27 protein-coding genes, 2 pseudogenes and 1 other annotated feature are annotated in these 25157 nt (G+C 55.7%); of the genes and pseudogenes, 12 read left to right on the top strand and 17 right to left on the bottom strand.

Going from position 1 to position 25157, the window contains the following annotated elements; genetic code table 11:
- The 6 genes and pseudogenes from IM267_RS03780 to IM267_RS03755 form a co-directional block, all read left to right on the top strand.
- Positions 1–171, top strand: a pseudogene (locus tag IM267_RS03780) (oligopeptide ABC transporter substrate-binding protein OppA); the annotation flags it as partial.
- An 82-nt stretch (positions 172–253) separates the two neighbouring features.
- Positions 254–1174 (top strand): oligopeptide ABC transporter permease OppB, encoded by a 921-nt coding sequence (gene oppB, locus IM267_RS03775; protein ID WP_063452249.1) that lies wholly within the window; start codon positions 254–256, stop codon positions 1172–1174.
- Between the two features lie 12 nt (positions 1175–1186).
- Positions 1187–2095: an oligopeptide ABC transporter permease OppC gene (oppC, locus tag IM267_RS03770; RefSeq protein WP_003856740.1), complete on the top strand. Its 909-nt coding sequence runs from the start codon at positions 1187–1189 to the stop codon at positions 2093–2095.
- A gap of 11 nt (positions 2096–2106) precedes the next feature.
- Positions 2107–3120: an ABC transporter ATP-binding protein gene (locus IM267_RS03765; protein WP_193032801.1), complete on the top strand. Its 1014-nt coding sequence runs from the start codon at positions 2107–2109 to the stop codon at positions 3118–3120.
- A complete protein-coding gene (oppF, locus tag IM267_RS03760) occupies positions 3117–4121 on the top strand; it encodes a murein tripeptide/oligopeptide ABC transporter ATP-binding protein OppF (RefSeq protein WP_003856743.1) in 1005 nt (334 codons plus the stop codon). Before IM267_RS03765 ends, oppF begins: the two co-directional genes overlap by 4 nt.
- A 44-nt stretch (positions 4122–4165) precedes the next feature.
- Positions 4166–5002: an ion transporter gene (locus IM267_RS03755; protein ID WP_107535682.1), complete on the top strand. Its 837-nt coding sequence runs from the start codon at positions 4166–4168 to the stop codon at positions 5000–5002.
- 31 nt (positions 5003–5033) lie between these two features.
- On the opposite strand, the gene IM267_RS03750 is transcribed toward IM267_RS03755, so the two are convergent.
- Both IM267_RS03750 and cls read right to left on the bottom strand, forming a co-directional pair.
- Entirely contained in the window at positions 5034–5363 is a 330-nt protein-coding gene (locus IM267_RS03750) for an HI1450 family dsDNA-mimic protein (protein WP_006810881.1), read from the bottom strand.
- A 33-nt stretch (positions 5364–5396) separates the two neighbouring features.
- A complete protein-coding gene (gene cls / locus IM267_RS03745) occupies positions 5397–6857 on the bottom strand; it encodes a cardiolipin synthase (RefSeq protein WP_063452252.1) in 1461 nt (486 codons plus the stop codon).
- A 143-nt stretch (positions 6858–7000) separates the two neighbouring features.
- Between cls and IM267_RS03740 the strand changes: the two genes are divergently transcribed.
- Both IM267_RS03740 and leuE read left to right on the top strand, forming a co-directional pair.
- Complete coding sequence (locus tag IM267_RS03740) at positions 7001–7174, top strand: YciY family protein (protein WP_017384232.1); 174 nt, start codon at positions 7001–7003, stop codon at positions 7172–7174.
- A 131-nt stretch (positions 7175–7305) separates the two neighbouring features.
- Entirely contained in the window at positions 7306–7941 is a 636-nt protein-coding gene (gene leuE, locus IM267_RS03735; RefSeq protein WP_193032799.1) for a leucine efflux protein LeuE, read from the top strand.
- Positions 7942–7973: 32 nt separating this feature from the next.
- On the opposite strand, the gene IM267_RS03730 is transcribed toward leuE, so the two are convergent.
- Positions 7974–8270 (bottom strand): YciI family protein, encoded by a 297-nt coding sequence (locus tag IM267_RS03730; protein WP_063452254.1) that lies wholly within the window; start codon positions 8268–8270, stop codon positions 7974–7976.
- 221 nt (positions 8271–8491) lie between these two features.
- Here IM267_RS03730 and tonB point away from each other — a divergent pair, with 221 nt between their 5' ends.
- The gene (gene tonB / locus IM267_RS03725; protein ID WP_193032807.1) at positions 8492–9214 is read left to right on the top strand and encodes a TonB system transport protein TonB; all 723 of its coding nucleotides are present in this window, start codon (positions 8492–8494) and stop codon (positions 9212–9214) included.
- 46 nt (positions 9215–9260) lie between these two features.
- Here tonB and yciA read toward each other — a convergent pair whose 3' ends face one another.
- The 5 genes and pseudogenes from yciA to IM267_RS03700 form a co-directional block, all read right to left on the bottom strand.
- The gene (gene yciA, locus IM267_RS03720; protein ID WP_063866544.1) at positions 9261–9656 is read right to left on the bottom strand and encodes an acyl-CoA thioester hydrolase YciA; all 396 of its coding nucleotides are present in this window, start codon (positions 9654–9656) and stop codon (positions 9261–9263) included.
- Between the two features lie 98 nt (positions 9657–9754).
- Positions 9755–11941, bottom strand: a complete 2187-nt coding sequence (locus IM267_RS03715; protein ID WP_193032797.1) for a TonB-dependent siderophore receptor — start codon at positions 11939–11941, stop codon at positions 9755–9757.
- A gap of 179 nt (positions 11942–12120) precedes the next feature.
- Positions 12121–12660 (bottom strand): septation protein A, encoded by a 540-nt coding sequence (locus IM267_RS03710; protein ID WP_063452258.1) that lies wholly within the window; start codon positions 12658–12660, stop codon positions 12121–12123.
- Between the two features lie 13 nt (positions 12661–12673).
- Positions 12674–13417, bottom strand: coding sequence for a YciC family protein (locus IM267_RS03705; protein ID WP_045347760.1), 744 nt, complete (start codon positions 13415–13417; stop codon positions 12674–12676).
- Between the two features lie 25 nt (positions 13418–13442).
- A pseudogene (locus tag IM267_RS03700) lies at positions 13443–13523 on the bottom strand (YkgJ family cysteine cluster protein); the annotation flags it as partial.
- 275 nt (positions 13524–13798) lie between these two features.
- Here IM267_RS03700 and ompW point away from each other — a divergent pair.
- Positions 13799–14431 carry an outer membrane protein OmpW gene (gene ompW / locus IM267_RS03695; protein ID WP_063866546.1) on the top strand — a complete coding sequence of 211 codons (633 nt, stop codon included), beginning with the start codon at positions 13799–13801 and terminating at the stop codon, positions 14429–14431.
- Between the two features lie 39 nt (positions 14432–14470).
- On the opposite strand, the gene IM267_RS03690 is transcribed toward ompW, so the two are convergent.
- The 9 genes from IM267_RS03690 to trpL all read right to left on the bottom strand — a co-directional run bounded on the left by IM267_RS03690 (position 14471) and on the right by trpL (position 23517).
- Complete coding sequence (locus tag IM267_RS03690) at positions 14471–14752, bottom strand: hypothetical protein (RefSeq protein WP_370551720.1); 282 nt, start codon at positions 14750–14752, stop codon at positions 14471–14473.
- Between the two features lie 478 nt (positions 14753–15230).
- Entirely contained in the window at positions 15231–15464 is a 234-nt protein-coding gene (gene yedF, locus IM267_RS03685) for a sulfurtransferase-like selenium metabolism protein YedF (RefSeq protein ID WP_070533086.1), read from the bottom strand.
- Complete coding sequence (gene yedE / locus IM267_RS03680; RefSeq protein ID WP_193032794.1) at positions 15461–16672, bottom strand: selenium metabolism membrane protein YedE/FdhT; 1212 nt, start codon at positions 16670–16672, stop codon at positions 15461–15463. Before yedE ends, yedF begins: the two co-directional genes overlap by 4 nt.
- A gap of 174 nt (positions 16673–16846) precedes the next feature.
- A complete protein-coding gene (gene trpA, locus IM267_RS03675) occupies positions 16847–17656 on the bottom strand; it encodes a tryptophan synthase subunit alpha (protein ID WP_193032793.1) in 810 nt (269 codons plus the stop codon).
- Positions 17656–18849, bottom strand: coding sequence for a tryptophan synthase subunit beta (gene trpB / locus IM267_RS03670; RefSeq protein WP_063452264.1), 1194 nt, complete (start codon positions 18847–18849; stop codon positions 17656–17658). The genes trpA and trpB overlap by 1 nt, the downstream gene beginning before the upstream one ends.
- Positions 18850–18859: 10 nt before the next feature.
- Positions 18860–20218, bottom strand: coding sequence for a bifunctional indole-3-glycerol-phosphate synthase TrpC/phosphoribosylanthranilate isomerase TrpF (gene trpCF, locus IM267_RS03665; RefSeq protein WP_193032792.1), 1359 nt, complete (start codon positions 20216–20218; stop codon positions 18860–18862).
- A 3-nt stretch (positions 20219–20221) separates the two neighbouring features.
- Positions 20222–21817 (bottom strand): bifunctional anthranilate synthase glutamate amidotransferase component TrpG/anthranilate phosphoribosyltransferase TrpD, encoded by a 1596-nt coding sequence (trpD, locus tag IM267_RS03660; RefSeq protein WP_193032791.1) that lies wholly within the window; start codon positions 21815–21817, stop codon positions 20222–20224.
- Positions 21817–23379: an anthranilate synthase component 1 gene (locus tag IM267_RS03655; RefSeq protein WP_131636974.1), complete on the bottom strand. Its 1563-nt coding sequence runs from the start codon at positions 23377–23379 to the stop codon at positions 21817–21819. Before IM267_RS03655 ends, trpD begins: the two co-directional genes overlap by 1 nt.
- Before the next feature lie 23 nt (positions 23380–23402).
- Positions 23403–23496: a sequence feature (Trp leader region), on the bottom strand.
- Positions 23473–23517 carry a trp operon leader peptide gene (gene trpL, locus IM267_RS03650; RefSeq protein ID WP_071524153.1) on the bottom strand — a complete coding sequence of 15 codons (45 nt, stop codon included), beginning with the start codon at positions 23515–23517 and terminating at the stop codon, positions 23473–23475. Its footprint overlaps the feature before it by 24 nt.
- 127 nt (positions 23518–23644) lie before the next feature.
- Between trpL and rnm the strand changes: the two genes are divergently transcribed.
- Positions 23645–24538, top strand: coding sequence for an RNase AM (gene rnm / locus IM267_RS03645; RefSeq protein ID WP_193032790.1), 894 nt, complete (start codon positions 23645–23647; stop codon positions 24536–24538).
- Positions 24535–25155 (top strand): L-threonylcarbamoyladenylate synthase, encoded by a 621-nt coding sequence (locus tag IM267_RS03640; protein WP_003856793.1) that lies wholly within the window; start codon positions 24535–24537, stop codon positions 25153–25155. The genes rnm and IM267_RS03640 overlap by 4 nt, the downstream gene beginning before the upstream one ends.
- Positions 25156–25157 lie beyond the last annotated feature (2 nt).

The raw sequence follows: 25157 nt of genomic DNA, 5'->3' as shown, positions 1-25157 counted from the left end.
CGCGCCGATCTGTACGCGAAATCAGAACAACAGCTCGATAAAGACTCTGCGATCGTGCCGGTTTACTACTACGTCAACGCCCGCCTGGTGAAACCGTGGGTAGGGGGTTATACCGGTAAAGACCCGTTGGATAATATTTCTGTTAAGAATCTTTATATTATCAAGCATTAATGGCAATACGTGGGGCGAGCAAGCTTGCCCCACTGTGTCTACTTTGTAACATTCATCAGGCACACGCCAGAAGGTACGGGCAATGTTGAAATTTATCCTGCGTCGCTGTCTTGAAGCGATTCCAACGTTATTTATTCTAATTACAATTTCCTTCTTCATGATGCGCCTTGCGCCGGGCAGTCCATTCACCGGTGAACGTACGCTGCCGCCAGAAGTCATGGCCAACATCGAAGCGAAATACCATTTAAACGATCCCATTACCACGCAGTACTTCAATTATCTGAAGCAACTTGCACACGGTGATTTTGGACCGTCATTCAAATATAAAGACTATTCCGTTAACGACCTGGTGGCGTCCAGCTTCCCGGTATCGGCTAAATTAGGGGCTGCTGCATTTATCCTGGCCGTTGTTCTCGGGGTCACTGCGGGCGTTATCGCCGCGCTAAAACAAAATACCCGATGGGATTATACCGTTATGGGGGTCGCAATGACCGGGGTGGTTATCCCCAGCTTCGTTGTCGCGCCGTTGCTGGTCATGATATTCGCTATCACCCTGAAATGGCTGCCCGGAGGCGGCTGGAACGGCGGAGCCCTGAAGTTCATGATACTGCCGATGGTGGCATTATCTCTGGCGTACATTGCCAGCATCGCGCGTATTACCCGCGGTTCAATGATTGAAGTTCTGCACTCGAACTTCATCCGTACCGCCCGTGCGAAAGGGCTGCCGATGCGCCGGATTATTTTCCGTCATGCGCTCAAGCCTGCACTGTTACCGGTGCTCTCCTACATGGGGCCTGCTTTCGTCGGCATTATCACCGGTTCAATGGTTATTGAAACCATTTATGGCCTGCCGGGCATCGGACAGCTGTTTGTTAACGGGGCGCTTAACCGTGACTACTCGCTGGTGCTGAGCCTTACGATCCTCGTTGGCGCGCTGACCATTCTGTTTAATGCCGTTGTCGATGTGCTGTATGCCGTTATCGATCCGAAAATCCGTTACTAACTGGAGCACGCCATGATGTTGAGTAAGAAAAACAGCGAGGCGCTGGAAAACTTCAGTGAAAAGCTGGAGGTTGAAGGTCGTAGCCTTTGGCAGGACGCCCGCCGTCGTTTTATGCATAACCGCGCCGCCGTTGCCAGCCTGGTCGTGCTGGTGCTTATCGCGCTGTTCGTCACCCTGGCGCCAATGCTGTCGCAGTTCACCTATTTCGATACGGACTGGGGCATGATGTCCAGCGCGCCGGATATGGAATCCGGGCACTATTTTGGTACCGATTCATCTGGCCGTGACCTGCTGGTGCGCGTGGCGATCGGTGGCCGCATTTCCCTGATGGTCGGCATCGCGGCGGCGCTGGTGGCGGTAATCGTCGGCACGCTTTACGGTTCGCTTTCCGGTTACCTTGGCGGGAAAGTGGACTCCGTAATGATGCGTCTGCTTGAAATCCTGAACTCCTTCCCGTTCATGTTCTTCGTTATTTTGCTGGTGACCTTCTTTGGTCAAAATATCCTGCTGATCTTCGTGGCCATCGGGATGGTCTCCTGGCTGGACATGGCGCGTATTGTGCGCGGCCAGACGCTGAGCCTTAAACGTAAGGAGTTTATCGAAGCGGCACAGGTTGGTGGGGTTTCTACCGCCAATATCGTGGTGCGTCATATCGTTCCTAACGTGCTGGGCGTGGTCGTGGTGTACGCCTCCCTGCTGGTGCCAAGTATGATCCTGTTTGAATCCTTCCTGAGCTTCCTGGGATTAGGTACGCAAGAGCCGCTGAGCAGTTGGGGCGCGCTGTTAAGCGATGGCGCAAACTCCATGGAAGTATCACCGTGGTTACTGCTGTATCCGGCGGGCTTCCTGGTGGTCACTCTGTTCTGTTTCAACTTTATCGGCGATGGCCTGCGTGATGCCCTCGACCCGAAAGACCGTTAAGGAGCGCCGTCATGACCATTATTGAAACGGCAACCGCGCCACAGGCGCAACAGCGGTCCAGTGCACTGCTGGACGTTAAAGACCTCCGTGTGACGTTTAAAACCCCCGACGGCGATGTGACTGCCGTTAACGATCTCAACTTCGACCTGCGTGCCGGTGAAACGCTGGGCATTGTGGGCGAATCCGGGTCCGGTAAATCCCAGACCGCATTTGCGCTGATGGGCCTGCTGGCGTCAAACGGTGCGATCGGCGGTTCAGCGAAGTTCAACGGGAAAGAGATCCTGAATTTGCCGGATCATGAGCTGAACAAGCTGCGCGCCGAGCAAATCTCAATGATTTTCCAGGATCCGATGACCTCCCTGAACCCCTATATGCGTGTGGGCGAGCAGCTGATGGAAGTGCTGATGCTCCACAAGGGCCTGGGCAAAGCCGAAGCGTTTGAAGAGTCTGTCAAAATGCTGGATGCGGTGAAAATGCCTGAAGCACGCAAGCGCATGCGCATGTATCCGCACGAATTCTCCGGCGGCATGCGTCAGCGCGTCATGATCGCGATGGCGTTGCTTTGTCGGCCAAAACTGCTGATCGCGGATGAACCGACCACCGCCCTGGACGTGACCGTTCAGGCGCAGATCATGACGCTGCTGAACGAGCTTAAGCGTGAGTTCAACACCGCGATAATCATGATCACCCACGATTTGGGCGTTGTTGCCGGGATCTGCGACAAAGTATTAGTCATGTATGCAGGCCGCACGATGGAATACGGTAATGCACGCGATGTCTTCTACCAGCCAGCCCATCCGTACTCTATTGGCCTGCTGAATGCCGTACCGCGCCTTGATGCGGAAGGGGAGTCCCTGCTGACCATCCCGGGCAACCCGCCAAACCTGCTGCGTCTACCGAAAGGTTGTCCGTTCCAGCCGCGTTGTCCGCACGCGATGGAAATTTGTAACAGCGCACCGCCGCTGGAAGCGTTTGCCCCAGGCCGTCTGCGCGCCTGCTTTAAGCCGCAGGAGGAGCTGGTATGAACGCAATCGACGAAAAAAGAAATGTGCTGCTCGAAATCGCTGACCTGAAGGTCCATTTCGATATCAAAGACGGCAAACAGTGGTTCTGGCAGCCTGCCAAAACCCTGAAAGCAGTGGATGGCGTTACGCTGCGCCTGTACGAAGGGGAAACCCTGGGCGTGGTGGGCGAATCCGGCTGCGGCAAATCGACGTTTGCGCGTGCGATCATCGGCCTGGTAAAAGCCACCGACGGCAAAGTGGCCTGGCTGGGTAAAGATCTGCTGGGGATGAAGCCGGATGAGTGGCGCGACGTGCGCAGCGATATCCAGATGATTTTCCAGGATCCGCTCGCGTCCCTGAACCCGCGCATGACCATCGGTGAAATCATTGCCGAGCCGCTGCGTACCTATCATCCGAAGATGCCGCGTCAGGAAGTGCGCGACCGCGTGAAAGCGATGATGCTCAAGGTGGGTCTGTTGCCTAACCTTATCAACCGCTATCCGCACGAGTTTTCCGGCGGTCAGTGTCAGCGTATCGGCATCGCACGTGCGTTGATCCTTGAGCCGAAACTGATTATCTGTGATGAGCCGGTTTCGGCGCTGGACGTTTCTATTCAGGCTCAGGTTGTTAACCTGCTCCAGAAACTGCAACGGGAAATGGGGCTATCGCTGATCTTCATTGCCCACGATCTGGCGGTGGTAAAACACATTTCAGACCGTGTGCTGGTGATGTATCTGGGGCACGCCGTGGAGCTGGGCACCTATGACGAGGTGTACCACAATCCGCTGCACCCTTACACCAAAGCGCTGATGTCTGCGGTTCCCGTTCCGGATCCCGATCTGGAAAAGAATAAAACCATCCAGCTTCTGGAAGGTGAACTGCCTTCGCCGATTAACCCACCTTCAGGCTGCGTATTCCGTACGCGGTGCCCCATCGCCGGGCCGGAATGTGCAAAAACGCGTCCGGTTCTGGAAGGCAGTTTCCGACATGCGGTTTCCTGCCTGAAAGTAGACCCGTTATAATCGCAAGGGCTGACATTATGTCAGCCCTTATTTTCGAGGTTAATGTGTCGCGATTACTCACGTCGGCCCGTCAGCGGCTGTATCATTTCTTATTTGATCCTCAAACGGTTTCCGGTCGCCGCTTCGAAGGACTGTGCGGTTTATTTGCGCTGATTAGCGTCATTATTATCTTTATCGAATCCGGCGCCGGCACGCAGTACCACATGACGTATGAGGAGTGGCACGTTTTTGTCTGGCTGGAATTAATCGTCACGCTGGTGTTTACCGCAGAATATGTGCTCAGGGTCATTAGCTGGCCAAATCCGGCAAAATACGTTTTTAGCTTTTGGGGTTTTATTGATTTAGCCACCATTCTGCCGCTGTACGTTATGTGGCTGTGGCCGGAAATAAGCCTGAACTATGTGTTTGCCTGGCGCGCAATGCGGGCGATTCGCGTGTTGCGCATTCTGAAGCTGCTGCGCTTTATGCCGTCGCTGCGGGTGTTTTGGGTCGCGATTGTTAGCGCCCGCCACCAGCTTATTCTCTTCTATTCCTTTATTGCCATCGTGATGATCGTTTTTGGCTCCCTGATGTATTTAATCGAAGGGCCGAAGTACGGGTTTACCACACTTAATGCTTCCGTTTACTGGGCCATCGTCACGGTGACGACCGTGGGCTACGGGGATATCACGCCGCATACGCCGCTCGGAAGAATCGTGGCATCCGTTCTGATCCTGATCGGCTATTCGGTAATAGCGATCCCGACGGGGCTAATTACCACCCACATGAGCAGCGCGTTTCAGGGCAGCAAACGGCAGCGTAAATGCACGCGGTGTCAGCAGGGGAATCATGAACCCGGCGCGCGGTTTTGTCACCGCTGTGGAAATGTCTTACCGGATTAATTAAAAAAGGCTGCGATGGCAGCCTTTTTTATTATTCGCGCCAGAGAATATGGCACAGCTTGTGGTCTTTTTCGCGGCACAGCAGCACGCGCGCAAAGATGTCGTTAATTTCGCCGCCGTCTTCGTCCGCCAGCCCAATCACCACTTCGGCGAAGAAATCCGGGTTGAGGTCAAAATCGACGTGTTCGGCCCAGTCTTCAGACGGATCGAACAGCTCGGCGCCGCCACGCTCTTCAAATTGCAGGTTGAAAAGAATCACGTCAGCCGGGTCGAGATTATCGACCGCCAGTTCGAGAAAAATATCGTAGGCCTGCTCGAGCGTTTCGTCTTCGGTCAGGCGATTGTTCAGATCCATTTCCATGATGACTACCTGTTAAACATCGTTGGGCACGTTTTACAGCAACGGACTAAAGAAGTAAAACAGTCGTTCGGCAATTCGCTGCCATAGCGGACGTTTCGCCCACAGCCTGGCGTCCAGCAGGCGTGAGCGGGAGATATAATCGTCCTGAACCGCCGCCAGATCGCCGCCAAACCCGGCGTCGTCAATGACCAGCGTAATTTCAAAATTCAGCCACAGGCTCCGCATATCGAGGTTGACGGTGCCCACCAGGCTCAGCTCTCCGTCCACCAGCACGCTCTTGGTGTGCAGCAGCCCGCCCTCGAACTGATAGATTTTCACGCCCGCGGCCAGCAGCTCGCTGAAGAACGCACGGCTTGCCCACCCGACCAGCAGCGAATCGTTCTTGCGCGGCATAATAATGCTCACATCTACTCCGCGCTGCGCCGCCGTACATATGGCATGCAGAAGGTCGTCGCTGGGAACGAAATAGGGCGTGGTCATGATCAGATATTCACGTGCTGAGTACGCGGCGGTAAGCAGTGCCTGATGGATCAGATCTTCCGGGAAGCCAGGACCGGAGGCAATGGTATGAATAGTGTGCCCGCTGGCTTCCTCAAACGGCATGATATTGCCATCCGGCGGCGGGGGAAGAATGCGTTTGCCGGTTTCGATTTCCCAGTCGCAGGAGTAGACGATGCCCATAGACGTTGCCACCGGGCCTTCCATGCGAGCCATCAAATCAATCCATTGCCCCACGCCGGAATCCTGTTTGAAGAAGCGGGGGTCAACCATATTCATGCTGCCGGTGTAGGCAATATAGTTATCGATCAGAACCATTTTTCGGTGCTGGCGGAGATCCATGCGCCGCAGAAATACGCGGAAAAGATTCACCTTCAGCGCCTCGACCACCTCGATACCGGCATTGCGCATCATGCCGGCCCACGGACTGCGGAAAAAGGCCACGCTGCCGGCGGAGTCCAGCATCAGGCGGCAATGGATACCGCGACGTGCAGCCGCCATCAGCGATTCGGCTACCTGGTCCGCCATGCCGCCCGGCTGCCAGATGTAAAACACAATCTCGATATTATGTCGGGCAAGTTGAATGTCCCGGATCAGCGCCTGCATCACATCATCGGAAGAGGTCATCAACTGGAGCTGGTTGCCTTTTACACCGGCGATCCCCTGGCGGCGTTCGCACAGCTTGAACAGGGATGACGCCACGCTGCTGTTCTCTTCGGCGAAGATATGCTTGCAGGCTTTGAGATCGGCAAGCCATTTTGCCGTGGAGGGCCACATGGCGCGGGCGCGTTCGGCCCGGCGTTTACCCAGATGAAGTTCACCAAAAGAGAGATAGGCGATTATGCCCACCAGCGGGAGAATGTAGATAATCAGAAGCCAGGCCATGGCGGAAGGGACCGCTCTGCGCTTCATCAGAATGCGCAACGTCACCCCGGCAATTAACAGCCAGTATCCTAAAATGACCAGCCAACTCACCACGGTGTAGAAGGTTGTCATAAATAAAAAATCCTTTTGAAAGCGTATTGTTATGAGTTTACGCATCAGGATTCATCTGGCAAATAAAAACGGCAGATAAAAGCGCTGGTTTGCCGCCCGCTTAGGATTATAATGGCATCTCTGTTAGAGAAAGAGTTGTAGACATGAAGCGCAGTAGAACTGAAGTCGGGCGCTGGCGCATGTTGCGACAGGTGAGTCGTCGTAAGGCTCGTTGGCTGGAAGCACAATCCCGCCGCAATATGCGTATCCACGCCATCAGAAAATGTGGGCTAAACAGACACCGTAATGCGCTGTTGTTCGCGGTCCAGGACATCTGATAACCCTGAGGGCACCGAAAGGTGCCCGTTGTTTAACTGACGCGGTCTGCGGCTTTAACGGTATACTTCAGATTTCGGGAATATCGACGTTGCGGCGATATTCCCTTTGTTTTGAGCAAAAGGAGTGAGACGTGTTTGCGGAGTTTGGTGTACTGAATTTCTGGACCTATGTTGTCGGCGCATTTTTTATCGTGCTGGTTCCAGGACCGAACACCTTGTTTGTGCTGAAAACAGGGATTGGCCACGGCGTAAATAAAGGGTATCTGGCCGCCACCGGTGTATTTATTGGTGATGCGGTGCTGATGTTTCTGGCCTGGGCGGGCGTCGCCGCGCTGATCCAGACCACGCCGGTGTTATTCAATATCGTCCGCTACCTCGGGGCATTTTACCTGCTGTGGCTCGGCGGGAAAATGCTCTGGTCCGTTATTAACCGTCAGAATAATACACATGATAACAGCGCCGAACCGGCAAGCGCGATCCTCAAGCGTTCGCTGGTATTGAGCCTGACGAACCCGAAAGCGATTCTTTTTTACGTGTCGTTCTTCGTCCAGTTCATCGATGTAAACGCGAAGAATACCGGCACGTCGTTCCTGATCCTTGCCACAACGCTTGAGCTGATTAGCTTCATGTACATGAGCTTCCTGATTTTCTCAGGCGCGTTTGTGACGCGTTACCTTAAAACCAAAAAGAAACTGGCGAAGCTGGGGAATGGGCTGATCGGTCTGCTGTTTGTCGGCTTTGCGGCGAGGCTGGCGTCGCTGCACTGAATGAAGAAAAGGCTCCTGAGGGAGCCTTTCTTTTAGAACACTTTTTTATACGGACGAACCGTGACTTTCTCGTACACGCCGGCTGCGACGTATGGGTCTGCTTCTGCCCACGCCTGCGCGGCTTCCAGAGATTCAAACTCGGCAATCACCGTGGAGCCGGTAAAACCTGCCGCTCCCGGATCGTTGCTGTCAACGGCAGGCATCGGGCCCGCGGTCAGCAAACGGCCTTCATCCTGTAGCAACTGTAAGCGCGCCAGATGGGCAGGGCGAACGGAAAGACGTTTTTCCAGAGAATCATGTACATCTTCAGCGTAAATCACGTAAAGCACGGCAAAGCTCCTTAACCGGTGAAAGTGACAATTACGTTATGTGAAAGCACAAATGACTGCAATGTAAAGATAATTACATTGTTAAAACCCTGATCTAAATGCCCCTTTTTTGCCCGCTTACGCGCTTAAATTGCGCCAGGACAAAGTGTCTTATTGAATATGATTGCTATTTGCATTTAAAATCGAAGTTCGGTTTTTTAACGTTGATGATTATGACTTCGATGACCCTTGATTTACCTCGCCGCTTTCCATGGCCGACGCTGCTTTCCGTCGTTATTCACGGTGCTGTCGTGGCGGGTCTGCTCTATACCTCGGTTCATCAGGTTATTGAAATGCCGGCGCCAGCGCAGCCAATTTCTGTGACCATGGTATCGCCTGCGGATCTTGAGCCGCCGCAGGTTGCGCCGCCGCCGCCACAGCCCGTTGTTGAACCGGAGCCCGAACCCGAGCCAGTTCCTGAGCCGCCGAAAGAAGCGCCGGTGGTGATCCATAAGCCAGAGCCAAAACCTAAACCGAAGCCAAAACCCAAGCCGGTTAAAAAGGTGGAAGAGCGTCCTAAACGTGAAGTGCGTCCGGTAGAGCCACGCGCCACGCAACCGGTTGAAAATGCCGCGCCGTCGCGTCCGCTGATGAATAACACCGCGACCGCGACGAAACCGACGGTAACCGCGCCAGCGGGCCCGCGCGCGCTGAGCCGTAATCAGCCGCAGTATCCGGCGCGCGCGCAGGCGTTACGCATTGAGGGGCGCGTAAGGGTGAAATTTGACGTCACCGCCGACGGTCGCGTTGATAACGTGCAAATCCTCTCCGCACAGCCGGCGAATATGTTTGAACGTGAAGTGAAATCGGCCATGCGCAGATGGCGCTACGAGGCCGGTAAACCTGGCAGCGGGCTGGTTGTGAACATTGTCTTCCGCCTGAACGGCGGGGCGCAGATGGAATAACGGCAAAAAAAAGCCTCCGCAAGGAGGCTTTTTTTATACCTGAAGCTTAGCTCCGGGGAAGCTGGCGCGGTTTCCCGTCGCTATCCACCGCCACATAGATGAATAATGCCTCCGTCGCCTTATAGCGCTGACCAATCGGTTCAGAAGAGACTTTTTTTACCCAAACCTCAATGTTGATGGAGATAGAGGTATTGCCGCGTTTTACGCAGCGCGCGTAACAGCAAACCACATCTCCAACCGCAACCGGACGCAGGAAGGTCATGCCATCAACCCGGACGGTGACTACGCGCCCGTGGGCGATCTCTTTAGCCAGAATTGCGCCGCCCATATCCATTTGCGACATTAGCCAGCCGCCAAAAATATCACCATTGGCATTGGTGTCAGCGGGCATTGCCAGTGTGCGTAAAACCAGTTCGCCCTGTGGGGCGTCAATTGTTGTCATTGTTTTTAAACTCGTAACTGAAGACTTCAGGCGGGATGCTACTATGATTTCTGGCTGGAGAGAATAGGGTGAGCGCCCGCAGCGCGGGCGCCTGAGGGTCAGAAGGACATGGTTACGCCGGCGTAATACGCGCGGCCCGGTTCGTTATAGGTCGATGCACCGTCATTTTCACGGTAAATCTGCTTGTCAAAGAGGTTGCTGATGCCGGCATTCAGGCGCAGGTTTTTGGTCAACTGATAATTACTGCCGATACCCACGATGGAATACGCGCCGATCTCTCTGTTGGACATCGCATTCTCCTCTTTGCGGATTTCAGCGTTCTCTCTGGGCTTCTGGCGGCCATACATCGTCCAGCTTACGTTGGCTGAAAGCTTACTGTTAACTTCCCAGTCCAGCATGGTGTTGACGGTATATTTGGGGATAATCGACAGCGGGTTGCCGGTGTCTTTACTTTCAGACTGGATCATATATGTCGCATTGGTACGCCAGGTCAGCGTGTCGCGAATAACCGGCACGGTGAGGTTGCCTTCCAGCCCTTCAACAACGGCCTTGCCGCCGTTCTCCCATTGCAGGATATTTACGTCGTTGCTTGTCTGCCCCAGCACGTCCGTTCCTGAAACGATCTTGTTTTTGTAATCGTTGCGGAACCAGGTAATTCCAGCCTCGTAGCCTTTCAGGGCAAAGGCCAGGCCGATCTCTTTGTTCACGCTGATTTCCGGATCCAGATCCGGGTTGCCTAACAGGTAGCAGCTTCCCTCGGAAATGTTGTTCGGACAACCGTTCCCGCGGGTGGAAAGCAGATAGCCTTCGCTGGACTGATACAGGTTCGGCGCTTTAAATACCCGAGCGATACCCGCCTTCACCTTGAACATGTCGCCTAAATCCTGTGAAACGTTAAGGCTTGGGCTCCAGTTGCTGCCAAATTTATTGTGATAATCGAAGCGGATCCCCGGGATCAGGTTGGTCCCCTGACGCGCTTCAATATTGTCCTCAAGATAGATCCCGGTGAGATCGGCGCTGTTTTTGCTGTTGCGCTCGGAAGCGGTGCCGGAAACGCCGTTAATCACTTCTCCCGACACGTCCGTCGCCTGCATTGACGCCGGGTCGTTGAGCTCATCGCGGTTCCACTCCGCGCCGATGGTCAGCGTCTGGTCCACCAGCCAGAACAGCGGAATGTTCAGCTCGCCTGTGGAACGGTACGACTCAAGCCGGCTGGTGTCGTACTTGTCGCTGTTGATCATACCCTCAACTCTGCCCGTTGACCCTTCCTGCAAGCGGGTGTTGTTAGTTTTCTCGTAATAGATGCCAAACTTCGACTGGCCCCAGTCCCAGATGCCGTTGTGCGTGATGCCGTATGACTGGCGGTACATACGGTTAGTTTCGTGACCGTACAGGGACGATACCAGGCCACCAGGGCTGACGTTGCCGTTGCTGTACTGCGTATCGCCCGCGTAGATATTGCCCTGGCGGCTGTAGCTGTAGTCGAAGTCGATAATTTGCTGCGGTGTGAGTTTCCAGGAGAGAAGGGCGTTGATGTCTTTATTTCGTACGCCTTCGCGTCCGGCGGCGTAAGAGCCGTTTTGCGCAGTGTTAATATCCTCGGCGTCCGCGTCGGTTTTGTTAATGTTCCCGTAAAGGCGCATCGTTAACGCATCGCCTGCGAGAGGACCGCTCAGATCGAAGTTAGCGCGTTTTGTCGCTCCCTCTTTATCATTTTCAGGCTGGTTGGTGTAAAGCGAGAGCGAGCCGTGCCAGTCGTTGGTCGGGCGTTTGGTAATGATGTTGACGACGCCACCGGCAGCCCCGGAGCCATAGCGAGCGGCGGCAGGCCCGCGGAGCACTTCAATGCGCTCGACCATTTCTGGCGGAACCCAGTTGGTGTCCCCGCGGGTGTCGCGCTCGCCGCGCCAGCTGTAGCGCACCGAGTTACGGGATGTCACCGGCACGCCGTCAATCAGGATCAGGGTATTTTCCGGCCCCATACCGCGAATATCGATCTGGCGGTTGTTGCCGCGGCTGCCCGTCGCGCTGTTGCCGGTGAGGTTTACCCCGGGCATTTTACGAATGATTTCAGAAAGATCGTTTACCGGCGGATCCTTTTCGATGTCCTTCGCCGTAATAACCGAGACGCCAGGCTGCTGCTTCAGCGCCTCTTCAGCCGTCGCCTGAACCACCATGGTTTCACCGTCGTCGAGAGTCTCTTCTGCTGCATGCGCGCCCTGGCCCAGTGCCGCAAGGATGGCCAACGTAAGTGAAGCGGGGGCAAATCTTATTATGCTTTTCATCAACTCATTTCCATTTGTTAAAATGCGATGACGAATATTAATGATAGTGATTCTCATTACAATGAGAAGAGAGCAATCTCCACAAAATCTTCATGATTCAGTCATTTTTGAAGAAGGGGGGCGGAATGTGAAAGGAAAGTGAAAAAAGGCCAGATCGCATTGCGATCCGGCCCGTAGGGTTACTGCTTATCGTCCTGCGGCATGTGCCGGTAGATGTACACGCCGCTTAGCAGCGTAAACACGAGCGTCAGGGCCGTCAGGCCAAATACCTTGAAGTTGACCCAGATATTCTGCGGCAGCCAGAAAGCGATGTAGATATTGGCAAGACCGCACAGGATAAAGAACAGCGCCCAGGCCAGGTTCAGACGCCCCCAGACTGCCTGAGGCAGCGTCAGCTCTTTGCCCAGCATGCGCTGGATCAGCGGCTTTTTCATCACCCACTGGCTGATGAGCAGCGCGCCCGCAAACAGGCCATAAATCACCGTGACCTTCCACTTGATGAATTCATCATTGTGGAAGAACAGCGTCAGGCCGCCAAACACCGCCACCATCAGGAAGGTGATGAGCGCCATCTTCTCAACCTTGCGGTAGCGAACCCAGCTATAAATCAGCACCACAGCCGTGGCCACAATCAGCGCCAGCGTGCCGGCATAAATGTCGTACAGCTTATAAAAAGCGAAAAATACGATCAGCGGTAAAAAATCAAGAAACTGCTTCATTCTGCGATCCCGGTTACTGACGAATTAACATGTACAGGCGGAACAAATAGACCAGCAGCACGGCTGAAATCAGGTTGCTCAGCGTATTGGCGACAACCGCACCGACGTTTGGCGTTAACACCGCGAAATTCGGCGCAAACAGCAGTAGCAGCGTTTTGGCCAGTAACCAGCTGATAACGGCCGGCGCGACCAGTCGCATATTTGCCCACGCGAGCCTGATGCTGCTACGCATGGCGGTGAAAATGCCCATTTTGTCCTGCACCACCATGACTGGCGCGAATGAAAGAACGATAGCCAGCAACACGCCAGGAACGACAACCAGCATTATCCCCATCTGGACCAGCAGTGTGGTCAGGAAGATGAGGATAAACAGCTTGGGCAGCACCGGCGCGCTGGCACCGATTGCACGTAACGCGCTGACGCGTTGCCCGGCAGACACCAGCTGGATCATCAGCAGCACGCCTCCGGCCAGAATGGCATTGCCAATCAGGCCCGAGAAGGTCGATGCCGCAGAGGCGCGCAGCAAGATTTGCTGTTGTTCTGGCGTCATATTCTGCACAAGGTCAAACAACCCCGCGCTGCCTGCAAGATGATCCCCCTGGCTCAGCGTGGCAATCTGTTCATCACTGGGTGAGAACGCATGACCCAGCACCACCGTAATAAAGGCGCATAACAACGCGATCAGTAAAAAAGTAATGAACTGATTGCGGAAAAAGTTTCCCGTGTCACGGTAGACAGACTTCGCCGTGATAGACATGCACTCTCCTTGAGTATTGCAGGTGTTAATTAGCCGGCAATTGTACACCGGATATGGCGCTGGTGGCAGCATCAAGGCTTGTATGGAAAAGCATATCTTTGTAAAGCTGCAAAAGAAGGACCCACCCAATCAGACTGTGAGAGCGAGAAATTGTCCAGCCGCTACTGCAAGCGCAAGTGAGGAAAAGCAGAAATTTTTGTAACCGAGAAATGCCAGAAATTGACGTGGTAACAACTTATTGCTTTATATGGCGTCACCAAAAATTAACCTAGATCAATGAATGTTAACTTACTGGTTTTAATGTGATCTGTGTTAGATCACTTATTACTCTTTTGTGAGTATATTCTCCTCCGCAATTAAAACCACAACGATGGAGCGGATATGAAAAAATTAGCGGTGGCAGCCCTTATCTTAAGCAGTCTCTCTGGCGGCGCGTACGCGCATGAAGCAGGTGAATTCTTTATCCGTGCCGGTTCGGCAACGGTGCGCCCAACGGAAGGCTCAGACAGCGTACTGGGGATGGGCGGTTTCAACGTCAGCAATAACACTCAGCTAGGCTTGACCTTTACCTATATGGCAACGGATAACGTGGGCGTTGAGCTTCTTGCCGCCACGCCGTTTCGTCACCGCGTCGGTTTGGGACCGACCGGCGACATTGCCACGGTGCACCATTTGCCGCCAACGCTGATGGCGCAATGGTACTTTGGGGATTCCAGCAGCAAGGTGCGCCCCTATATTGGCGCGGGCGTTAACTACACCACCTTCTTTGACGAGAAATTTAACGATACCGGGAAAGCGGCCGGGCTTTCCGATCTCAGCCTGAAGGACTCCTGGGGCGTGGCGGGGCAGGTGGGGCTGGACTATCTGATCAACCGCGACTGGCTGATCAACGCCTCGGTCTGGTACATGGATATTGATACCGACGTTCGCTTCAAGGCGGGCGGAGAGCAGCAGAGTATCAGTACCCGTCTGGATCCGTGGGTGTTTATGTTCTCTGCGGGTTACCGTTTCTGATTCGGTTAAAACTGGCCGCACAGCGGCCAGTGCCGGACGTCAAAAGGACGGATAAACGGGGCGTTCGTCCAGCTTCATGCAGTGGCTGAGCGTCGATTCGCCATCATACAGGTAGCTGAACGCATCGCGTGAAATGGAGTGGAACAGAACATCCCCGTTTGCAAAGGGAATAATTTCGGTATCGCCGACACGCTTATGGCCAGCGCCGGTTTCAAAATGCCCGGGCCACTTTTCCTGGGTGTGGTCGTAGACGTGCAGAATAATTTCGACCAGGCCGCGTTCCGGGCAGTTCAGCCGCAAAAACGTCGATGAGAAATTCAAAGACGAAGCGTGAAACGAGATAAAAACAAGCAAAAATCCAAAACATCTAAAAAACATCAACGCGTCAAAACCCTACTCAAACCAGACGTAAGATTTTACTTAAGTGTAAATCTTTCCTGTTGCTGTGGATCAATAAGAGTTAAGTTTCAAAAGCCTATGTTAAGTCTTCCTCGCCTTGTGTTCTCGCGGGGACGATATATCCCTGTAAGTCCGTGAATTGCTGTATGGTGGTTCTTCCATACATCTGGCTGGAGGGGATATCCCCAACATCAAATTTGAGTGTCCGGTATGCGCAGGCAAACAGTTTTATTTCACCACGTTTAGCCCGACGCACAGCCAACCTCACGGTGCGGTCTGTTCAGTTTGCGGAACCCGCCTCACCACCCATTCATGCCTCCCGAAACTCAAAAGGCGACGGTGGCTAAAGCCAGCAAGTTGAAACAAGGCCTCCCGTAGAGGCCTTTTTCGTACCTGAGAGCTACCTCTGAATCAAATACCGTATGGTTGGCCCGTCCTGCTGGATATCCAGCACGGTATAGCCGTGGTTTTTAGCATCAAGCGGAATGTTGTTGATGGACTGGGGGCAATCGCTCACCACTTCCAGAATTTCACCTTTTTTAAGCTGCGGTAGCGCCTCAAGCGTGGCGACGGCCGGGTAAGGGCAGGGTTCACCCACCATATCGAGACGATAGTCAGGCACGATCTCTTTCATGCGGCATTCTCCTGAGTTTCAGTTTTGACGGTAGCCCGGCGGAAGAAACGCTTCTCTTGTGCAACCACCAGCAAGAAGGCGACAAGCAGCAGGGCGTAGGTCACCATGAGCCCCCCGAGTGGACCAAAGGTATTCAGCAGATTGACCTTGTCCCAGTTGGTTGCCAGCACCGGAGAGACGTCATCCCAGTAGTACGCCAGGAGGGTTGAGCCAATCACGTTACCCAGACCAACCCACCAGTAATGCACCTGGCCTTCCACGGCGCGATACATCCAGCCGGTTTCGCACCCGCCGGCCAGCACGATGCCAAAACCAAACAGCAATCCGCCAATGACTGCATTAGGACCGGCCCACATGATTTTCGGCTCCACGCCAAGCTGCACATAGCTAAAGATGCCGATCGCGCTGACCGCCATACCGGCAATGATTGCCTTCGCCATCATCGTTCGTCCGGTGATCCACATATCGCGAAACGCGGAGGTAAAGCAGATCTGCGCGCGTTCAATCAGCAGGCCGAAACCGACGCCGAACAGCATTGCCAGGCCTAGTTTTGGCTGATTCATCGCCGTGCACATCGCCCAGACAACCATGGCAAAAAAGACCAGCATACCGAGGCGGAAGCGACGACGGGCCTGATCGGGCTTTTGAGTCAACGGAGAGGCAGCGCTCACTTTCGTCATTTTCACCGGAATGCGGAACAGCGGCAGCAGGGTGAACTTTGCGCCGAAGTATGAGCCGATGGCGGTGGCGACGGCAAAGAACCACGCATGCAGCGAGAACTGCGGAATACCGGTAAAGAACGCGGCAAGGTTACAGCCCATCGCCAGGCGGGCGCCAAACCCGGCTATGATGCCGCCGACCACGGCCTGCATAATGCGGATGCGGCTTTTCGGCATGCGTAACTTAACGTTGTTGGCCCACAGCGCGGCCGCAAAACAGCCGCCGAACATGCCGATGATCATCATCCCGTCAACGCGGGTCAGCGGTGTGCCCTCAAGATGGATCAGCTTAAAGTAGCCCCACTCTTCGGCATGAACGCCAGCAAGCTGCAATAGCTGTCCACCCCAGCGGGTAAACTCGCCCGTAACGGCCCAGAAGGTGCCGGTAATACCGAAATAATAAGTAGAGAGAATGCCTGCCGCGATAACGGCCGGAACAGGTGACCAGAACTTAACCAGGTAAGTCTGCTTGAAGTAATGCCAGGACATGAATAACCTCTGAACTCAGAAGGATAACGCTAAAAAGAGCCCAGATCATACGCTTACGCGAACGATTGGAAAGTCATTCACACCGAAAATATCGACAGGATCAATTTTGACAGGTTGCTCTCAGGGAGCAAGGGGGGAAAACCGCCTGGCGCCGGGGCCAGACGGTTGTAACGGTTACGTCCTGCGCGTGGCCGCCTTCATGGATGTGACGAACGTTTTCAGCTCAGCCAGCATCTGCTCAGGTTTATCCACGTTCTTCTCAATAATTTTAACGATAGCCGAACCGGAAATGGCCCCGGCGGCCTTCGCGTCAATGGCCGCAGTAACCTGATCCGGAGACGAAATCCCGAAGCCCTGAAGCGGTGGAGCGGCATGGTATTCTGCCAGCTTCTCCACCAGGTGATGCAGCGGCAGCGCGGCTTTGTTCTCCGCGCCGGTCACGCCCGCACGGGAGAGCAGGTAGGTGTACCCTCGTCCGTAAGAGGCAATCTGGCGCAACAGGTCGTCATCGGCATTCGGCGGACAGATGAAAATCGGCGCGACGTTGTGGCGCATCGCCGCCTGACGGAACGGCGCGGACTCTTCAACGGGCACGTCAGCCACCAGCACGGAGTCGACACCCACGCGGGCGCACTCGGCGTAAAATGCATCAATACCGCGGCTGAAGACCAGGTTGGCGTACATCAGCAGGCCAATCGGGATGGTCGGGTGTTTCTGGCGGATCGCCTCCAGCATTTCAAAGCACTGGGTCGGCGTCACGCCTGCCGCAAAGGCGCGCAGGGTGGCGTTCTGGATGGTTGGGCCATCCGCCAGCGGATCGGAGAAGGGAATACCCAGCTCCAGCGCGTCGGCACCGGCTGCGATCAGGGTGTCAATAATTTTCAGCGACTGCTCGGGGCCGGGGTCGCCCAGCGTCACGAAGGGAACGAACGCGCCTTCCTGGCGGGCCTTCAGCTGTGCAAATACGTTGTCGTAGCGTTCCATCAAATTTCCCCTCGTGCTTTCAGAATATCGTGAACGGTAAAGATATCTTTATCCCCGCGGCCGGAAAGGTTCACCACCAGCAGCTGCTCTTTTTCCGGGTTTTCCTTCATCATTTTCAGCGCGTGCGCAAGGGCGTGGGAAGACTCCAGCGCCGGGATGATCCCTTCATTGCGGCACAGCGTTTTGAAGGCCTCCAGCGCTTCGTCATCGGTGATGGAGACGTAATCTGCGCGCCCCGTGCTGTTCAGGAAGGCGTGCTGTGGCCCAACGGACGGGAAATCCAGCCCGGCAGAAATCGAGTAAGACTCTTCGATCTGCCCTTCGTCAGTCTGCATCATCGGGGCTTTCATACCGAAGTAGATCCCCACGCGGCCATGCTTCAGCGGCGCGCCGTGCTCGCCCGTTTCAATGCCATGACCGGCAGGCTCGACGCCAATCAGCCCAACGCGGGTTTCGTCGATAAAATCGGCAAACATGCCGATGGCGTTGGAACCGCCGCCGACGCAGGCAATCACCGCATCCGGCAGGCGACCCTCTTTTTCAAGGATCTGCGCTTTGGTCTCTTCACCGATCATGCGCTGGAATTCGCGCACGATGGTCGGGAACGGGTGCGGGCCCGCCGCGGTGCCGAGCATATAGTGGGCGGTTTCGTAACTGCCAGACCAGTCGCGCAGCGCTTCGTTACAGGCATCTTTCAGCGTGGCGGAGCCGCTGTGCACCGGGATCACCTCCGCGCCCATCAGACGCATACGGAACACGTTCGGCGACTGGCGCTCAACGTCTTTGGCACCCATATAGATGCGGCACTTCAGGCCGAGCAGGGCGCTGGCGAGGGCAGAAGCCACGCCGTGCTGGCCCGCACCGGTTTCAGCGATAATTTCGGTTTTACCCATGCGCTTAGCGAGCAGCGCCTGGCCCAGCACCTGGTTAGTTTTGTGCGCGCCGCCGTGCAGCAAATCTTCACGCTTAAGGTAGAGCGTGGTTTTTGTGCCTTCGGTCAGGTTACGGCATTTGGTCAGCGCCGTCGGACGGCCCGCGTAGTTTTTCAGCAGGTCGGTAAACTCCGCCTGAAACGCCGGATCTTTTTGCGCGCTCACGAACGCTTCTTCCAGCTGGCGCAGCGCGGGCATCAGGATTTGTGGGACGTACATCCCACCGAACTCACCAAAATACGGGTTAAGTAATGTCGTCATCTTCTCTTCCTTAATATGCACGCAGAGTTTTGAATACCGATGCCAGCTTGCTGGCGTCTTTTATGCCCGGTTGGGACTCTACGCCTGAATTGAAATCGAGGCCGGCGCAGCCGGTTTTGGCCGCTTCCACACAGTTATCGGGGCTTAATCCCCCCGCCAGCAGGACATTGTCCAGCGCTGTTCCACGCAGCAGCGACCAGTCGAAGCGTTGCCCCGTACCGCCCTGACCGTTATCGAGCACGTATTTATCAACATGATTCAGGTTACGCGCGGGCAGGGTGTCACCGACGCTCTGCGCTTTCCAGATCTGAACCTCAGGCGCCAGAACATGTCGCAGAGCATCGATATACGCCTGATCTTCGTCGCCATGCAGCTGGACCGCGCTCAGGGATAACGCGTCCGCTTTTGCTGCAATGTCGGTGATATCCGCATTGCGGAATACGCCCACATAGCTGAGTGGTGCAGCCGCAATCACCCTGCGCGCCTGCTCTTCATTAACCGCGCGAGGAGAGGACTCAACAAAGATCAGGCCTCCATAGATGGCGCCCGCTTCATACGCGGCCTGCGCGTCCTGTTCGCGGGTCAGGCCGCAGACTTTGTTCTCACCCAACAGCACGCGGCGCACGGCAGCATTGAGATCGTCGTGTTCCATCATCGCGGAGCCGATCAGGAAACCGTTGGCAAAGTGGCTCAGCTCGCGCACCTGAGCGTAGCGGTTAATTCCGGATTCGCTAATCACCGTGACGCCCGCGCCCAGACGCGGCGCAAGCTGGCGCGTGCGGTTGAGGTCAATTGACAGGTCGCGCAGATCGCGGTTGTTAATGCCGACCACTTTCGCCTCCAGCGCGATGGCGCGCTCCAGCTCCTCTTCGTTGCTCACTTCGGTCAGCACGCCCATGTTCAGGCTATGCGCGACGGCGGAGAGCTGGCGATACTGTTCGTCATTGAGCACGGAGAGCATCAGCAGGCAGGCATCGGCCTGATAAAAACGCGCCAGCCAAATCTGATACGGGTCGATAATAAAGTCTTTGCACAGAATCGGCTGCGGGGCGATGCCGCTGACGACGGGCAGAAAATCAAAGCTGCCCTGGAAATATTTTTCATCCGTCAGCACGGAGATGGCAGACGCATGATGCTTGTAGATACCGGCAATACGCGCCGGGTCGAAATCGTCACGGATCACACCCCTGGACGGAGACGCTTTTTTACACTCCAGAATAAACGCAGTGCGCGCGCCCCGGAGGGCATCATAGAAACGACGGCTGCTCGGCACGACGTCATTCTGGAAACTGGCAAGCGGCTGCTGTTGCTTGCGGGCTTCCACCCAGATGGCCTTATCGGCGACGATTTTCGCTAAAACGGTCTGCATTATTTACCCTCTTGCCGCAAGTGCGGTAACGCGATCGTAAGCTGCACCGGAGCGCAGTACGTCCAGAACTTTTTGGGCGTTGGCTTTCAGATCTTCCTCGCCATGTAAACGCATCAGCATGGCAACGTTGGCCGCCACGGCGGCCTCATGGGCAGCCTCACCTTTACCTTGTAATAAGCGCGTGAGAATGTCACGGTTTTCTTCCGGCGTACCGCCAGCCAGCGCATCCTGATGATACGGGGTCAACCCGAAGTCAGCGGCCTCAAGCTGATAGTTCAGCACTTCACCGTTATTCAGTTCGGCCACCAGCGTAGGCGCATGCAGAGAAACCTCATCCATTCCGCCGCTATGTACCACGGCGGCACGTTTGTAACCCAGAACGCGCAGCGTCTCGGCAATCGGCAGCACCAGCTCCGGGCTGTAAACGCCAATCAGCGCCAGCGGCGGGTGCGCCGGGTTAATGAGGGGACCGAGCACGTTAAACAGCGTGCGGGTTTTAAGCTGCTGGCGAACCGGCATCGCGTGGCGGAAACCGGTGTGGTACTTCGGCGCAAACAGGAAGCAAACGCCCAGGTCATCCAGCGCTTCACGGGAACGCTCGGCGTTCATGTCCAGGTTGATGCCGAAAGCGGCCAGCAGGTCGGACGATCCGGACCGGCTGGAAACGCTGCGGTTGCCGTGCTTGGCCACCTTCAGTCCGCATGCTGCTGCCACAAAGGCGCTTGCGGTCGAAATGTTGATGCTGTTGCTGCCGTCGCCACCGGTCCCGACGATATCCGCAAACTGGTAGTCCGGACGCGGGAACGGGGCGGCATTTTCCAGCAGCGCGGTGGCCGCACCGGCAATTTCCTGCGGGCTTTCGCCGCGCACTTTCATGCTCACCAGTGCAGCGGCCAGCTGCTCAGGCTTCAGCTCGCCGCGCACGACGGCGGAGAAAAGCTGGTGGCTCTCCTGCTGGCTCAGGGTCTGGGCCTGATACAGTTTTTCCAGAATCGGTTGCAGGGTATTGGTCTGTTCCAGCTTTTGCAGCGCCCAGTCGAGCGTTTGCTCCAGCAGGCGCGCGCCATTGGACGTCAGGATAGATTCCGGGTGGAACTGCATCCCGCAGACGCGATCCGCATCGTGACGCACCGCCATCACCATACCTTCAAATGAGGCGTTTATGGTCAGCCCGGCCGGAATATTGCTGCCGACAAGCGAGTGGTAACGCGCCACCGGAAGCGGGTTCGGCAGTCCGGCAAACATCGCCTGACCGTCATGTTCAATGCTCGATGCTTTACCATGCAGGATCTCACCTGCCTGACCCACGTAACCGCCGTAGGCTTCCACGATTGCCTGATGACCGAGGCAGATACCGATAATCGGCAGCTTGCCGCGCAAGCGTGTCAACAGCTCAGGCATACAGCCCGCTTCGCTCGGCGCGCCCGGCCCCGGGGAGAGCATCAGCACCGGGTTTTGCATGGTCGCCAGACGGTCAATCAGCGTCTGAGCCGGAACGTGGTTTCGATAGATAACAACGTTATGACCATTCGCACGCAGCTGATCTGCCAGGTTGTAGGTAAAGGAGTCGATATTATCGAGCAGCAGAATGTCAGCCATCAGAAAATCTCCTGTGCATGGTGTGCGGTAGCAATGGCGCGCAGTACCGCGCGTGCTTTACTGCGGGTTTCGTCAGCTTCAGACTGCGGAACAGAATCAAGAACAATCCCGGCCCCGGCCTGGACGGTGGCAATGCCGTCCTCAACATAGGCGGAGCGGATCACGATGCAGGTATCAAGATCGCCGTGAGCGGTGAAATAGCCCACCGCACCACCGTAGCTGCCGCGACGGCGTCCTTCCGCTTCGGCAATCAGCTGCATGGCGCGCACCTTCGGCGCGCCGCTCAGGGTGCCCATATTCATGCAGGCGCGGTAGGCGTGCAGAACGTCGAGGTCGTGGCGCAGCTCACCGACCACGCGGGAAACCAGATGCATGACGAAGGAGTAGCGGTCTACTTTGGTCAGATCCGCCACGTAACGGCTGCCCGGCGTGCAAATTCGCGCCAGATCGTTACGCGCCAGGTCAACCAGCATCAGGTGCTCGGACAGCTCTTTGTGGTCGGTACGCATTTCCAGTTCGATGCGGCTGTCGAGATCGCGGTCCAGGGAGCCATCGGCACGACGGCCGCGTGGACGGGTGCCCGCAATCGGGTAGATCTCAATCTGTCGGCTGGTGGCGTCGTACTTCAGGGAGCTTTCCGGCGACGCGCCAAACAGCGTGAAGTCATTGTCCTGCATAAAGAACATGTACGGGCTTGGGTTACTTTTTTTCAGCACATCGTAAGCCGCCAGCGGCGACGGGCAGGGCAGTGAGAAACGACGGGACGGCACCACCTGGAAAATTTCCCCGGCGCGAATCGCTTTTTGCATCTGACGTACCACCGCGCCGTATTGATCGTCGGTCTGACTTACCTCGCAGGTCATCTCCTCAATGCGCTGCACCGGCAGCGCGGGCGGTGCTTCCGACATCTGCTGTTGCAGTTGCGCGATGCGCTGCTCAAGGCGGTTTTTCTCAGACCCCGACGGAGTGAACAGGCTGGCCTGGATGCGGGTATATTTTTTCTGATGGTCGATCACCAGCAGGGTTTCGGCCAGGTAGAAGCAGTAGTCCGGGCAGCGGTTGCCCTGCTCGGTTGCCGGTAAATCTTCAAAGCCGGCTACCAGGTCGTAAGCAAACAGCCCGCCAAAGAACATCGCTTCGCGCTCATCTTCCGGCACGGTGACCAGATTTTGCAGCAGGCGGAAGGCATCGAATACGGACAGCGAGCAGAGGCGGGCATCTTCATCCAGCAGCTGGCTCACCGGCGGGAAATGCAGAATACGCAGGTCCGGGTGCCGTTCATTTTCAATGCCTGAAGGCAGCGCCGCATCCAGCAGCGGCAGCAGCGACGCGCCATTGTCAGACAACGCCTTGATGGTGACGGTGTCACCTAACGCGGTAATGCGCAGCGCGCTGTCAACCAGCAGCAGGCTTTTGAGGTCGTCCTTGCTGTCGATATCCGCAGACTCCAGCAGCAGCGTCGCGGGACGTGCGCCGCACACCTGATGAAACAGCGCGGTAGGGTTATGGCGATAGGCCGCCTCGCAGGTCAGCAGTTCGAGGTGTGGTTTGGCTGTTTGCATGTTGTTGTTCTCATATTTTGTTCAAAAAAAAGCCCGCTGGGTAGCGGGCGGGTATCTGTTTGCATTTCGCAGACGCGTGACACTGCCCGAAGATCAGGAAGTACGCCACCAACCGTGCAGAGCGAAATGTGCTGTCATTTTCAGATACCTTTCTCGTGTGAACTTGCGTACTAGTTAACTAGTTCGATGGCGTGTTGTCAACCCCTGATTTCAGTATTTCACGGTAAGTCGGTATCATAGGGGCTTCGGATGTCTCCAGACTGTTATGGGAAGTGCTTTGAGCGATACCACCTACGCCGTAATTTATGATTTACACAGCCACACGCAGGCTTCAGATGGCCTGCTGACGCCCGAAGCCCTGGTCCATCGCGCCGTTGAAATGCGAGTCGGCACGCTGGCAATAACCGATCACGACACAACCGACGCTATCCCCGCCGCGCGTACGGAGATTGCCCGCAGCGGACTGGCGCTAACTCTCATACCCGGGGTTGAGATCTCCACGCTCTGGGAAAACCACGAAATTCATATCGTTGGCCTGAACATCGATCCAGAACATCCGGCAATGCGTGCTTTTTTGCAAGAACAAAAAGCACGCCGCAATCAGCGTGCGGAGATGATCGGCGAACGTCTTGAGAAGGCGCATATTCCCGGTGCGCTGGAAGGCGCGCGTAAGCTCGCGAACGGCGGGGCGGTAACGCGCGGCCATTTCGCCCGTTTTCTGGTTGAAACCGGTAAGGCGACGACCATGGCGAATGTTTTTAAAAAGTATCTGGCGCGCGGGAAAACCGGATACGTTCCCCCCCAGTGGTGTACAATAAAACAAGCTATTGATGTCATTCATCATTCTGGTGGTAAGGCCGTACTGGCCCATCCGGGGCGGTATAATCTTTCTGCTAAATGGCTGAAAAGGCTGCTGGCGCACTTTGCCGAATGCGGCGGTGAGGCGATGGAAGTTGCCCAGTGTCAGCAGGCTCCCAATGAGCGTTCGCAGCTTGCGACCTACGCCCGCCAGTTTGGCCTGCTTGGGTCACAGGGTTCAGATTTCCATCAGCCCTGCGCGTGGATTGAACTGGGGCGCAAGCTCTGGTTACCTGCGGGCGTTGAGCCTGTCTGGCAGCTCTGGGAACAGCCACAGCAAATTGAAGAGAGGGAAGTATGAGTCAGTTTTTCTATATCCATCCGGATAACCCGCAGCCACGCCTGATTAATCAGGCTGTGGAAATCGTCCGCAAAGGCGGCGTAATTGTCTACCCAACCGATTCCGGCTACGCGCTGGGCTGTAAAATCGAAGACAAAGGGGCGATGGAGCGTATCTGTCGCATCCGTCAGCTGCCGGATGGCCACAACTTTACCCTGATGTGTCGCGACCTCTCCGAGCTGTCGACCTACGCGTACGTCGACAACGTGGCCTTTCGTCTGATCAAAAACAACACGCCGGGTAACTACACGTTTATCCTGAAAGGCACGAAAGAGGTGCCGCGCCGGCTGTTGCAGGAAAAACGCAAAACCATCGGGATGCGCGTGCCGTCTAACCCGATCGCTCAGGCGCTGCTGGAAACCCTCGGCGAGCCGATGCTCTCCACATCGCTGATGCTGCCGGGGAGTGAATTTACCGAGTCCGACCCGGAAGAGATCAAAGATCGTCTGGAGAAGGTGGTGGAGCTGATTATTCACGGCGGCTATCTCGGCCAGCAGCCGACCACCGTGGTGGATCTCACCGAAGATGCGCCAGAAGTCATTCGTGAAGGCGTGGGCGATGTTAAGCCTTTCTTGTAAGG

Origin of the sequence: Enterobacter cloacae complex sp. P15RS, from assembly GCF_014895905.1 — a bacterium.
Classification (GTDB): Bacteria; Pseudomonadota; Gammaproteobacteria; order Enterobacterales; family Enterobacteriaceae; genus Enterobacter; species Enterobacter quasihormaechei.
Note: the sequence above shows the minus strand (reverse complement) of the source record. Positions and strands in the feature narration are given on the sequence as shown.

What these genes read in the sequence shown, in the direction of transcription:
- trpA (WP_193032793.1), bottom strand. Translation starts at nt 17,656, where the DNA reads ATGGAACGCTACGACAACGTATTTGCACAGCTGAAGGCCCGCCAGGAA.
- yciA (WP_063866544.1), bottom strand. Translation starts at nt 9,656, where the DNA reads ATGACAACAATTGACGCCCCACAGGGCGAACTGGTTTTACGCACACTG.
- IM267_RS03750 (WP_006810881.1), bottom strand. Translation starts at nt 5,363, where the DNA reads ATGGAAATGGATCTGAACAATCGCCTGACCGAAGACGAAACGCTCGAG.
- oppF (WP_003856743.1), top strand. Translation starts at nt 3,117, where the DNA reads ATGAACGCAATCGACGAAAAAAGAAATGTGCTGCTCGAAATCGCTGAC.
- oppC (WP_003856740.1), top strand. Translation starts at nt 1,187, where the DNA reads ATGATGTTGAGTAAGAAAAACAGCGAGGCGCTGGAAAACTTCAGTGAA.
- ompW (WP_063866546.1), top strand. Translation starts at nt 13,799, where the DNA reads ATGAAAAAATTAGCGGTGGCAGCCCTTATCTTAAGCAGTCTCTCTGGC.
- IM267_RS03705 (WP_045347760.1), bottom strand. Translation starts at nt 13,417, where the DNA reads ATGTCTATCACGGCGAAGTCTGTCTACCGTGACACGGGAAACTTTTTC.
- trpB (WP_063452264.1), bottom strand. Translation starts at nt 18,849, where the DNA reads ATGACGACATTACTTAACCCGTATTTTGGTGAGTTCGGTGGGATGTAC.
- cls (WP_063452252.1), bottom strand. Translation starts at nt 6,857, where the DNA reads ATGACAACCTTCTACACCGTGGTGAGTTGGCTGGTCATTTTAGGATAC.
- IM267_RS03715 (WP_193032797.1), bottom strand. Translation starts at nt 11,941, where the DNA reads ATGAAAAGCATAATAAGATTTGCCCCCGCTTCACTTACGTTGGCCATC.
- trpD (WP_193032791.1), bottom strand. Translation starts at nt 21,817, where the DNA reads ATGGCTGACATTCTGCTGCTCGATAATATCGACTCCTTTACCTACAAC.
- trpCF (WP_193032792.1), bottom strand. Translation starts at nt 20,218, where the DNA reads ATGCAGACCGTTTTAGCGAAAATCGTCGCCGATAAGGCCATCTGGGTG.
- IM267_RS03640 (WP_003856793.1), top strand. Translation starts at nt 24,535, where the DNA reads ATGAGTCAGTTTTTCTATATCCATCCGGATAACCCGCAGCCACGCCTG.
- IM267_RS03765 (WP_193032801.1), top strand. Translation starts at nt 2,107, where the DNA reads ATGACCATTATTGAAACGGCAACCGCGCCACAGGCGCAACAGCGGTCC.
- rnm (WP_193032790.1), top strand. Translation starts at nt 23,645, where the DNA reads ATGGGAAGTGCTTTGAGCGATACCACCTACGCCGTAATTTATGATTTA.
- yedF (WP_070533086.1), bottom strand. Translation starts at nt 15,464, where the DNA reads ATGAAAGAGATCGTGCCTGACTATCGTCTCGATATGGTGGGTGAACCC.
- IM267_RS03710 (WP_063452258.1), bottom strand. Translation starts at nt 12,660, where the DNA reads ATGAAGCAGTTTCTTGATTTTTTACCGCTGATCGTATTTTTCGCTTTT.
- oppB (WP_063452249.1), top strand. Translation starts at nt 254, where the DNA reads ATGTTGAAATTTATCCTGCGTCGCTGTCTTGAAGCGATTCCAACGTTA.
- yedE (WP_193032794.1), bottom strand. Translation starts at nt 16,672, where the DNA reads ATGTCCTGGCATTACTTCAAGCAGACTTACCTGGTTAAGTTCTGGTCA.
- IM267_RS03655 (WP_131636974.1), bottom strand. Translation starts at nt 23,379, where the DNA reads ATGCAAACAGCCAAACCACACCTCGAACTGCTGACCTGCGAGGCGGCC.
- tonB (WP_193032807.1), top strand. Translation starts at nt 8,492, where the DNA reads ATGACCCTTGATTTACCTCGCCGCTTTCCATGGCCGACGCTGCTTTCC.
- IM267_RS03740 (WP_017384232.1), top strand. Translation starts at nt 7,001, where the DNA reads ATGAAGCGCAGTAGAACTGAAGTCGGGCGCTGGCGCATGTTGCGACAG.